Source organism: Microcystis sp. M113S1 (assembly GCF_020246945.1).
Taxonomy (GTDB): domain Bacteria; phylum Cyanobacteriota; class Cyanobacteriia; order Cyanobacteriales; family Microcystaceae; genus Microcystis.
The window spans coordinates 1-11,423 of the sequence record NZ_JADBSA010000228.1; the positions used below are offsets into that span (position 1 = coordinate 1).

Annotated in this window: 10 protein-coding genes; 4 read left to right on the forward strand and 6 right to left on the reverse strand. The window is 41.2% G+C overall.

The window, feature by feature from the left end; translation table 11 throughout:
• Positions 1-123: 123 nt before the first annotated feature.
• From IM319_RS11470 to IM319_RS11495, 6 genes are all read right to left on the reverse strand, one after another.
• The gene (locus IM319_RS11470) at positions 124-393 is read right to left on the reverse strand and encodes a hypothetical protein (protein WP_287735686.1); all 270 of its coding nucleotides are present in this window, start codon (positions 391-393) and stop codon (positions 124-126) included.
• Positions 394-401: 8 nt separating this feature from the next.
• The gene (locus IM319_RS11475; protein ID WP_287735687.1) at positions 402-1,679 is read right to left on the reverse strand and encodes a glycosyltransferase; all 1,278 of its coding nucleotides are present in this window, start codon (positions 1,677-1,679) and stop codon (positions 402-404) included.
• Positions 1,680-1,818: 139 nt separating this feature from the next.
• On the reverse strand, positions 1,819-2,889 hold the full coding sequence (locus tag IM319_RS11480; RefSeq protein WP_287735688.1) for a formylglycine-generating enzyme family protein: 1,071 nt from the start codon (positions 2,887-2,889) through the stop codon (positions 1,819-1,821).
• A 34-nt stretch (positions 2,890-2,923) separates the two neighbouring features.
• Positions 2,924-3,898, reverse strand: coding sequence for a methyltransferase domain-containing protein (locus IM319_RS11485; RefSeq protein ID WP_287735689.1), 975 nt, complete (start codon positions 3,896-3,898; stop codon positions 2,924-2,926).
• A 272-nt stretch (positions 3,899-4,170) separates the two neighbouring features.
• A complete protein-coding gene (locus IM319_RS11490; protein WP_287735690.1) occupies positions 4,171-4,467 on the reverse strand; it encodes a hypothetical protein in 297 nt (98 codons plus the stop codon).
• 94 nt (positions 4,468-4,561) lie between these two features.
• Complete coding sequence (locus IM319_RS11495) at positions 4,562-6,052, reverse strand: mannosyltransferase (protein ID WP_353857198.1); 1,491 nt, start codon at positions 6,050-6,052, stop codon at positions 4,562-4,564.
• 380 nt (positions 6,053-6,432) lie between these two features.
• On the opposite strand from IM319_RS11495, the gene IM319_RS11500 reads away from it, so the two are divergent.
• From IM319_RS11500 to IM319_RS11515, 4 genes are all read left to right on the forward strand, one after another.
• The gene (locus IM319_RS11500; RefSeq protein ID WP_287735692.1) at positions 6,433-7,803 is read left to right on the forward strand and encodes an ArnT family glycosyltransferase; all 1,371 of its coding nucleotides are present in this window, start codon (positions 6,433-6,435) and stop codon (positions 7,801-7,803) included.
• A gap of 39 nt (positions 7,804-7,842) precedes the next feature.
• The gene (locus tag IM319_RS11505) at positions 7,843-9,447 is read left to right on the forward strand and encodes a glycosyltransferase 87 family protein (protein ID WP_287735693.1); all 1,605 of its coding nucleotides are present in this window, start codon (positions 7,843-7,845) and stop codon (positions 9,445-9,447) included.
• 64 nt (positions 9,448-9,511) lie between these two features.
• On the forward strand, positions 9,512-10,369 hold the full coding sequence (locus tag IM319_RS11510) for a glycosyltransferase (protein ID WP_287735694.1): 858 nt from the start codon (positions 9,512-9,514) through the stop codon (positions 10,367-10,369).
• A gap of 203 nt (positions 10,370-10,572) precedes the next feature.
• Entirely contained in the window at positions 10,573-11,043 is a 471-nt protein-coding gene (locus tag IM319_RS11515; protein ID WP_286824837.1) for a DUF4079 domain-containing protein, read from the forward strand.
• The last annotated feature ends 380 nt before the right edge of the window (positions 11,044-11,423 follow it).

Genomic DNA, 11,423 nt, shown 5'->3' on the forward strand with positions numbered 1-11,423 from the left:
TGGTCAACTACCTAATTTTCAGGGAAAAAGTACCTGAATTTTCCCCCTGATCACTCCCATGCCTGGTACTTTTTGATTGACAAAAAGTCTAAAAGTCTTACCCAACAAGGTTTTTAGATTTATTCAGCAAACCCTAGTTAGGGGTGTTTCTTGACGTTGGACGGCATGAATTGTCGGACAATGGGGGAAAGCATAATAATCGGGGTCGGCGGCCTTTCCCCAAGGAAAGTCATCGGCATTTTGATCAAGCCATTCCATCCCCTCCTTGAGACTTAATCCCCGGTAATCGGTTTCCTGTTGACCTTGGGCCGCTTTTAAGTCCCGAAAATTAATGATGCCAGAGGTTGAACGAGAGTTAAAAAGGGTTTGCAGGATGCGAGGGAAAGTTTTCAAAGGCTTTCCTATGGCTTGCCGGACTTTTCGGGTTTAACCTCCGTCACACGCCAACTGAGTTTTAAATTCATCCAGAAGTTCCAAACGGTAACTATAGCGATCGCTATTAAGTTAGCAATATAGCGATTAATATCTAAGACATTGAAGAAAAAGTTTAAGAGCAGGACGTTGAGGATCAAACCGGCCAAACAAATAAGATTAAATTTAAGAAAACGTTTGAAACGCTGCTGCCACTGATTTTGGCCAGTGGACAAATCGCCAAAAGTCCAGCGATCGTTCCAGAGAAAATTATTAATAATGGCCACCTCGGCGGCGATAATCTTACTGCGAGTTACTCCCCAAGCGAGGGTGGTGGGATCGCTGAGGAGATAAAAGATAGCCATATCGACGAATACGCCACTAAACCCGACTAAACTAAAGCGAAGAAAGCGATCGAGGGGGAATTGCCAACGTCTTTTCAGACGACCAACGCGACCACGAGAACGTAATTTCAGCAGATGCAGGATATATTCGATGTATTGTTGCCAGGTGACTTTGCTTTCACCGTCTTGACGCTCTTGGAAAACGTAACCCACTTCGGCGATCTCGTCAATATTGCCGCGGCCGATAACTTCGAGGAGAATTTTATAGCCCATCGGGTTTAAGATCGGGCCAGCGATCGCTTGTCGATTAACCATGAAATAGCCACTCATCGGATCCGATACCCGTCCCACCACGTTAGGCAGAATGACTAATCCCAACAGCTGCGCCCCCCGGGAGAGGAAGCGTCGAGTTAGACTCCATTCGCTGACTCCACCCCCTTCCACATGGCGACTAGCCAGGGCGAGATCGGCTCCGGCTCTGGTTTGCTCGAATAATTTTAATAACACTTCCGGGGGATGTTGTAAATCGGCATCGATTACCCCAAGGATGTCGCCCCGTGCCACTTGCCACCCCCGTACCACTGCCGAGGATAGGCCTTTTTCTCCCTCCCGGCGCAGCACTCGCAGCTGGGGATATTCAGGGATTAAAGACGCGGCGACTTCCCAAGTGCGATCGGGACTATTATCATCGACAACGATCAGTTCGTAATCGTTGGGCAGGGCTTCGTCGAGTATTTGACTGAGAATGTTGACTAATTGAACGATATTTTGCCGTTCATTATAGGTGGGAATGACTAGAGACAGGCTGAGAGGATAATTTTTTTCTTCTTCTAGGTTGCCGTCGTCCGGGGGAGGAGGAGATAAAGGTACCTGTAGATCTCCTGTGGGGGGAGTTAAGAAAAGATGAGACTGCTGTATCTTCATGAAAAATTTGACCTCACTCGCGGTTGATTTAGCTACAGACGCACTGACAACAGCAGAAGATTCTGAATACTTTTGGCCCTTTGGAACCTAACCTATTGAACCATACCTTTGTCGTCTCTTGGGCGCACACAAGCATTGATTAACCGGTACTATCGGCCATGACTCGTAAACCCAAGACACTGTGGTGTTGATCGGGAAGGCAAAAGGTGCGATTGGCACTGCGTAGGTGCCTAGCTTCATCCCCCCAACTGCCCCCTCGCACTAAACGGGCGGAACGATAACGGGGCTGCAAGCGATTATCCCTGTCTAACCAAGCACTACCATCCAGGGGCGGGGTTCCCTCGTAATTCCGGTGCCAGCTATCGGCGCACCATTCGCCCACGTTGCCGTGCATATCGTAGAGACCGAAATTATTGGGGGCGAAACTGCCCACCGGGGTAGTCCTGGCCAGATAGGCGCTGGCTGGTTCTTCCGCGTAGGGATCATAGACGGCAAAGTAATTGGCGCGCTCGCTGGTGAGGGTTTCCCCGCAGTAAAAGGGGGTGGTTGTACCGGCGCGACAGGCGTATTCCCAGCGTGATTCACTCGCTAGTCGGTAATCTTTGCCGGTGGAGCGGGAGAGTCGTTGACAAAATTCGATCGCCTCGTACCAGGAGACTCTCTCTACGGGTAAGTTATCGCCTTGGAAAAAGGAGGGCGCCGGGTTGAGTTCGAGATTAATTTTGGGCAGTTGGGCGATCGCTCGCCACTGTGCTTGGGTGATCGGGTATTTGCTCAGAAAAAAGGCCGCCGTCGTCAGGGAATTTTCTGGTTTTTCACTGCTAGTACGATCGCCTCTTTCCTCATTTTTTGAGCCTCGTAGAAAACTGCCCCCCGGAATAGCCACCATCTCTAGTTCGCTGCCGTTGCCTAGGGGTTCGCTCCAGGAGCGAGCGCTACCCTGACGGCGATCGATAATTTGCCCTTGACGATCAACGGTGACTGTTTCAAAGCTATATTCTGTCAACTGGAGATTTTGCGGATCCACCGGGCGAATTTGCCGCAAAAATTCTTCTATTTCCTCTATATTCTTGGCACTAGCCTGGTTTTGGTCGGCAGAGTAACTGAGCCGAGAGGAGAGAAGGGTAGTTAGTCCGGCACTTCCTCCGGCTAGGGCTGCTAATTTCAGCAAGCTACGTCGGTTTAAGAGGGGATTAGGGCTATAGTTCATATTTTTAGGAGACTGGTCTGATATTTAGGCATTTCTAATCTTGATAGAAACGACTTTTTACTAAACAATAGGCTCTTTCATCGCCGTCACGACTGGCGGGATCGGAGTTTTCGGTATTACCTACTGTTATATAATCGCAAATTTCCCAGCCAGTTCGCTGTAAAATTCGGCGTAACCCGGCATTAGAAAAAATCCAATAGTTAGTAGAATCATTATTTGCTTCTAGTTCATCGAGTAAATAGGCTAGAGGAATCGCGGAAAGATCGACTCGATTAGCGGCATTACTCACCGTATTAAACTTAGTGACGCGGGTGCTAATCAGGCAATAATTGGCAGATTTCGCTAGGGTTTCGAGGGCATAGTAGGGATTTTTGAGATGGTATAAAATTCCTAAGAAGATGACTAAACTATAGCTTTTTTCGGGAAGCAGAAACTGGGAATCTAAGTTAACATCATGAATCTCCACAGAGGAAGAAAGAGCGGTTTTAAGCAGTTTAACCCCTTGCATAAGATTAAAGTTAGTAGGAGCGTAGTCCACTACCTGCACTTTACAGCCCAAAGATTCCAGAAAAAACGCCAGATCCCCATCGGCACAACCAATATCAACAATCGGTTTTTCCGAGATTAATTCCAGTAGAAAACGGTTTTTACCCGTTAATAGTAATTCGAGAATCTCGAAGCAGGTTAAAGTGTTGTAAGGATACCAGCCAAAATTGTCGGGAGCCAGTTTTTCTTTTTCGGCATCTAATTGGACTCGAAACTGGCGGGCTTTATTTTTGATCACGCTAATATCGAGAAGTTTCGGACTAATTTCTTGCAGTTCGGGAATGGTTAAGGATAACTGACCTAATCTTTCATAAATAGCGTTTTTTTCCCGAATCATTTCTTGTTTTTCTTGATTCAAACTCTTCAGATGATCTTTGAGAGAATCTCGTTCTTCAATTAAAGTCTCTCGTTCATCAACTAAGCGAGGATATTTCCAGAACTTAAGATATTTCTTGATTTTCATCTATCAATAGGGAGGAATTAATTTTACTAAGTTAGTCTAGGGAGGTCTGGCTGTTGGATATTTTTGCCGAAACCACCCTAATAATACCCTCGATCGGGATCATTTGTCAAGATATTTACCAAAATTTTTGAGTTTTAAAGTCAGCTTATTATTGGCTTTTATCAAAATTAAGCTGAGAATTTTTGCAGATGATTTATTTTTAAGGATTATAGATTTGGGGTAACTTCCTTAGAGAAAAATTGACCTCCTGACTCCTCTAATTCTACCCGTTACTAATGATTAGTGGCGATAATTTTAAAATATTTGGAGAAATCTCGACAATGGGGACAGTATTCAATCAAAACAGTGAATGTTAGGGAAATTAACCAGATATAGAAAGAGCTAGTATAGGTGTTTAGACCGTGGAGCGATCGAGTTCCGTGGTGGAGAATTTCCCGGGCATTCAGTCCAAACCAAGCCTCTTCTCCGTGCAATCCGGGGAAAGAGGAGAGGTTGACGAGCATAACAAAAAGTATGTAGATTAAAATTAGAAACATTAGGTAAATTAGCCAGATTTTAACTTTTTTCATGATCGAAGTTATCTCGCTTACATAATTAACTTTTTTTCGGCTTTTTAGACTTATTTTTGACAAATTCTGCAAGTTTGTCAAAAGATATATTATCTTACTCGCCAGCTTCTTTGAGATACTGATTGATATGATAATTCGGGTTAACTTGACAAGAATTCGAGCGCCTGTAAACGCAAGTTCCGTTAAAGCATTTCTCCCGTTGATAATCTCCGACCGCGGCAGTGTCTTGGTTAAACAATAGATAATTAAAATAAGGTTGTAGTTCCTCGAAATTTTGGTTATCTTTGAGGAAATAAATCGGCACATCTTGGTGTAAGTAGGCGTATCCCCCTGTATATTGCCACGCCAATCCTTTTACTCCTAAACCGCAGAGTTTTTTCTCGCTACTTAAATACTCGTATGCTTGTAATTGTCCGCCGTGGGTTTGCCAGTGAGTGTAGCCCGGTTTTTGCCAAGGTGGTCCGAAATTAAAAGTCTGGTCGGTATTAAAACGCCCCGCCAACAACCAGGATAGAAAAGCCCAAAGAAGTAAACTACTAAAAATAACGATAGTTTTGCCGGCGAGGGAACCTCGCATTAACGATAAACGCGAGACGAGAGTGGCGGTTCCCAAACCGGCGAGAATAATAATTAGTGGTAGGGCAGGGAAGATATAGCGATATTCTTTGTGACCTAAAAAGCTGTGAGAGAGGATAATAACTAGGGACAGAAGGGCGAGAATCCAGTGACGACGAGCAGCGATTGCACAGAAGAAGAGGATCGGAAACAGCCACCAAGACCAATTGAGGGCTAACCAAGTAAAATATTGCTGCCAAGGAGATACGCCAAAACTATTAAATTTTCCTTCAAAAATATTAATCCAGATCAGTTTCCAAATCGATTGGAAGGGGGTGGACCAAGTGAAAGCGTCTAAAGCACCCCCCAGCAAAACCGGACCGATAAAACCGAGGGCAAGGGGCGGTAATTGTTGAAATTTTTTTTGTCTAACTTGATAAATGAGGGCGATGGCGATGGCAGGCAGTAAATGAAATCGAAGATAGGTGGTCAATCCGTAGAAAAACCCTGTCCAATACAGTCGCTGACGAGAGGGGGGATTTTTGCCGTAACATCCTAAATAAACGCCGACTAGCAGGGAATAAGCGGCCATAACTTCGGTGAAGGCTTTCGGGGCAAAATAAATAAATTCAAACCAAATCGCACAAATACTGCCGGTTAGGATAGCGCCGGCCAAACCGATGCTTTCGTAGGCGATCGAGAATCCGATCCAAACGGGGATTAAAGATAGTAAACTGAGGAAAATCTTGATGCTGGCCAGATAGCCACTGGCTCCTTCCGAAAAACCAGCAGTTAGCTTCATAATTCCGCCAAGAATCCCCGGAAATAACCAAGAACGAATCCCGTCCCGAAAATCCCAAGGTATCATCCCATTGCCAAAAGCTAGTCGATGACCCTGTTCTAAGGTCTGAAAAATTTCATCCGGCCAGAGAATATTAGGATAAGAGAAAGCGGCATTTAGACGCAGGAAAAGAGCAAAAATAAGGATTAATAACAACCAAACTCTAGAATAATTTAACTGACGAATCATGTTGGCAACTAAGGACAAGATGTTTGTTTTAGGGGAAAATATAGGGATTTTTAACGGGGTAATTGTTGTTACTCGGCTATTAAGCTAATGTTTTTTAGCATATTGCTGATGGTAATGTCAATCTCTTAAGTTATAGTTTAGTAGGGAGAAACTGGGGAACTTTTCTGCCAGAAATGAGTCCCTTGTCTGGAGTTGGCTATAAAGATGAGTTTACCATTTGATGTCCCTGAGAATTTACGAAGGAGAAATTATCGAGATGACTTAACCTCGATAATCAGGTATTTAATCGATCTGGGTTTGTCAAAAAATTTAACCGTCAAACCATGTTACAATAGCACGGGTTCACCCCAAAAGATAAATAGCGAGCCAATTTCAGAATAATGCTGCAGCGAGATTTTATATTTAAGAATTTTGAAAAGTTTGATTACCGTCTATTTCTGGGTGTATTAATTACGGTCTTGGGATTTATCTTAAGATATTATCAGTACGATTCCTTGCCTCCCTATAACTGGACTCAAGATGAATTTGCCTTTGCTTGGAGTGGCATAAGTTTGATTCAAGAGGGAGTTCCTACCAGTTGGTCTTTCCTCAGTCCCACGGATGATTTTCTGGTGACAGTTTGGGAAAAAACTGCCGTTCGTTATCGTTTTGTTACCCCTTGGTTTGATCATCCTCCCTTGTTTGGATTAATTGTGGGTATGACGGCTATTTTATCGGGAGCAAAGGAATTTTTTGACTGTAGTTTAACAGTAATTAGAATTCCTTCTTTAGTTTTTGGCACTCTCTCTATTTTCTTACTTTATTTATTAGCTTTACGTTTGACTAATACTGGTGTGGCGATTATAACTTCTTTAATTTTTGCCACTAACCCCAATACGGTTTTTTTATCTCGTTTAGCAGTTAGTGAAAATTTATTATTATGTCTAAGTTTAGCGGTAGCACTTTTATTCCTTCAGTACGGTGAAAAGTCTCAAAAAAAGTATCTATACTTGGCTATATTTCTAGGTGGTTTAGCACCTTTAGTTAAGGTGACAGGATTATATATCCTCGCTTCTCTAGTTGCTTTACTATTATTCCAAAAAAATTGGCTAGATAGCTTAATCGCTTCTCTGACGGCAGTTTTATCCTTAGGTTTATATTACCTTTATGGTTGGTTTTATGATTTTAGTTGGTTTTTAACCACCCTTCAAGAACATAAAAATCGCTTTACGGATTTTGCTATGTTAAAAAATCTAGTTCTACCCACAGTTTTTTTTGAGGATGGTTGGTTGATTTTTAGTTGGATAACTTTACTGCTTGTTGCTAGATTTCCTTTAAAAATATCTAAAATACGATTAGTTACTTTTCCTATATTAATCTATACAATTCTTCTTATTTTTTCTGGCGCTCAAAGTCATTACTACGCTTGGTATGTAATTCCTTACTATGGATTTCTCTTTCTAGTGCTTGGTATATTCTTAGACGATTTTCGTAAGAACCCTGATTTTATCGGTGCTGCCACTATTTTTATTTTTATTGTCGTTTGGTCGGTGAATTTAAATATTAAGGATTGGGTTTTGAGTTCCCCTTACGGTAGATATTACTTTATTATCGGAACGGCAATCACTTTGGGGGGATTTTTCTTTAATGATTTAACCGAGAAAAAATCGGAAATTTTAACTAATTTTGTCAAGATAATCATGCTTATTGTCTTTTTGGGATTGTTACTAGGTAATCTTAATCTCATCCTTAACTATAAATTGCCAAGTTAAGCTAGTAAAACTAAACAAATAAATCTTAATTTTCTAATTATGAAAATCCTCAAACGTTTTCCAAGTTCTCATCCCTTATTTTGGGCAATTATCTACTTTATTGCTTTGGGAATTATCTCGGTTATTTTAGGTCAAGATGTTAGTTGGGATTTACGCAATTATCATTTCTATAATCCCTATATGTTATTGACAGGAAGGTTTAAGTATGATGTCCTACCCGCGCAGATACAAACTTTTTTTAATCCCCTGATTGATGTTCCCTTTTTCGTCGCTGTTTATTATCTGAAACTGCCTCCGATTGTCGTGGGTTTTTTAATGGGAGGATTTCACGGGTTAAATCAATGGTTAGTTCACCTAATTACCTATCATTCCCTAGATAAAGTTTCCGAAAGATACAAAATAACTCTAAGCATAGCGGCAGCGATTACCAGTATTTTTGGGGCAGCCTATATCTCGGAGTTAGGAACCAGTATTGGTGATAATACCACCAGTGTTTTTGTTTTGGCAGGATTATTTTTTATAGTTAGTAGTTTAGGGAAAAATCTGCCAATTCCCACTAAAAATATTCTTTTAGCTGGATTCTTATTAGGATTAGCAACGGGGTTTAAATTAACCAATGCTTTATATAGTATTAGCTTTGTGGTAGCCATTAATTTTTTACCTAATTCTTGGTCAGAAAAGTTACGCAATTTAATTCTATCAATTCTTTCAATGGCCGTGGGTTTTAGTCTCACTGCCGGTTATTGGATAATCTTAATGTGGACAAAGTTTGCTAATCCTCTTTTTCCCTTCTATAATAAAATCTTTCAATCTCCTTATATTGAAACCGACTACAATTTTAAAGGGATACAATATTTACCTAAAGATATCTGGCAATGGTTGTTTTATCCTGTTTATTTTATCCAGAGACAAACTCTTGTATCTGAGGTTCCTTTCCAAGATAGCCGATTAGCTATAACCTATTTATTGATAATTTTACTAATAGTAGTGATTATTTTTCGTGCTATTTCTAAGCGCAATCTATCTTCTGAACCTGACTTAACCCACGGTGCAGTTTTAGGGTTTTTACTGCCTTTTTATCTGACCGCTTACTCTATTTGGTTAGTGGGATTTTCTATCTATCGTTATCTGATGCCATTAGAATTAATCAGTCCCACTTTAATTATTTTGATTATTGCCTATCTTTATCCTCGCAGGAAACCATTATTAATCATAAATTTGCTAATATTTTCCTTAATTGTCACTACGGTTAAACCGATGGATTGGTGGAGAATGGGATGGTCAGATAATTATTTTGGTATCGATAGTCAAGCATTAAAACCCTACGAAAATTCCACGATTGTTATCTGGGGAGATGAAGGAACATCTTTTATCGTTCCTTATTTTCCTGCTTCCACTCGTTTTGTGAGACTCAAAGGCAATACTGGAGTCAGTGAGGGAACTTTAATGCGAAAAAATGCCGAGACATCTATTGCTAATACTCCCCTAGAATCTCTCTACATTCTCCAGACGGACTTTAATAAAAAATCCCCTGATATAGTGGAGGATTTAGCCAAGGAAAATCTCGTTATTGACTTCCAAAGTTGTCAACACTTTCCCACCAAAATCGAAAAATTTAATCTCTGTCGTCTTCGGAAAAAGTAATTAGCACGGGAAAGCTATGCTCTAACAATTGTTAATTGCCAGTGACTCCTACCTTTTATCTGTAATGATTTATATATTGACCGTTAACTACAATTGCGCGGAATTAATTAAGCGTTTAATCGCTTCCCTCAACGATGACTTATCTGCTACTCTCATCATTGTTAACAATTCCATTGAAGATAAAAATATCCAATCTTTAGCAGCTGAAAGAGTCAAGATTATTGAAGCGGGGGAAAATTTAGGATTTGGGAAAGGATGTAATCTGGGACTTGATTGGATTTATCAACAAGACAGAGAAGCTATCGTTTGGTTAGTTAATCCCGACGCTTACTTATTACCGGACTCTCTGGAGAAAGCAAGCAAATTTTTTCAGCAATATCCGGAAGTTGCCATCGCCGGTACAGAAATTTACGAACCGGATGGTAAAATCTGGTTTGGTTGGGGAAAATTTAATGCCAAAATCGGCACAATTAACGTAGTAGAGGAATCCTTAGACTATCGAGATAAACCCTATCTAATTCCCGACTGGGTGACGGGATGCAGTTTATTAATTAATTTCTGGAATTTTTCCACTTGTCCCCATTTCGATACCGATTACTTTCTCTACTACGAAGACTTTGATTTTTCCCGAAGATACGCAAATCAAGGCTATTTAGTTGTTGTTACCAATCAGATTAAAATCATTCATGAACCATCTTCTATCACCCGTCGCTATGGTTATCTAAGACTAACTCATAATATCTATAGTTATCTTCTCAGTCTCGAAAAACATACGACTTTAACTATCCTTGTTTATCGCTTGCTGCGGATGAGTTTTATGTCTGTACTGATCCTTCCCATTAAACCGAAATTCTCCCTAGCCAAGCTGCAAGGAATTCAACTCTATTGTCAAAGAATTATCACTAAACTGCGTCTAGGTTGAAACCCTTAGTTTTGCGGCTTCAGGCATTATTCTTACTAAATCCTGTTGAAAAGCTATAGGAGAGCGGGGAGCGGCGAGTAGTGGTGATGGTGAGCTATCTTGCTGGTCTAGTCTGACAGGTCTAATGACCCGAAAAATAAGGAAGAGTGAGCGATTCATGTTAATTTTTATTAAGAAGCGATCTTTGATGAGAACAGACAACTATGAACTTCGAGATTCCCAGTGCCGTAAAAACTTGGTCACAATTTGGCCATCCCATTCTAATGTGGGTTTTATTAGGATTAACTATCTATGCCCTCTATTCGGGGCTACAATGGCGACGGACGCGGACAGCAGATAAAGACCTAAAAAAAGAATTATTGCCCAAGGATTTTCGCACTAAACACTATCAAATTGGCTCCCTAATCCTCGCTTTAATGGTGTTGGGGACGATCGGGGGTATGGCGGTGACTTATATTAATAACGGTAAATTATTTGTCAGTCCCCATCTGCTGGCGGGTTTAGGGATGGTGGGTTTAATCTCGATCAGCGCCGCTTTAGTACCTTTAATGCAAAAAGGCAATGAATTGGCCAGAATCACTCATATTACCCTTAATGCCGTCATTTTAGGTCTTTTTGGCTGGCAAGCCTTCACAGGAATGGATATAGTCCAGCGTATTCTCAGCAAAATGTAAGAAACTTTGAAAATATAGGATGCGTATGATGACGCATCCAACCCTAAAAAGTGCTTTCAAAGTTATAGCGTTTCCTGTTAACAAAAGGTACATTCTCAATCCTGAAAAGCTTAATCAGCAAAGGTTAAACTGTACCTCACAGATACGAGAACCGCTATAATTAGGGTTGGCTGAATAAGTCTGTTGGTGGGGTTAGGAGTCTCCGAGTCGGTCGTCGGTCGGGGAAGTCAGAATAACACATTGACATCCTCACCGCCGTAAACGGACGGTGATTCCCAAACCTCACGATTTAGGTTTCTGCTTCTTTCCCTTGCGGGGTTTCGCACCTGCCTTAACAGAGTAAATCTGTTCTGGTCTTATGGTCGCTCTACAGACTGACA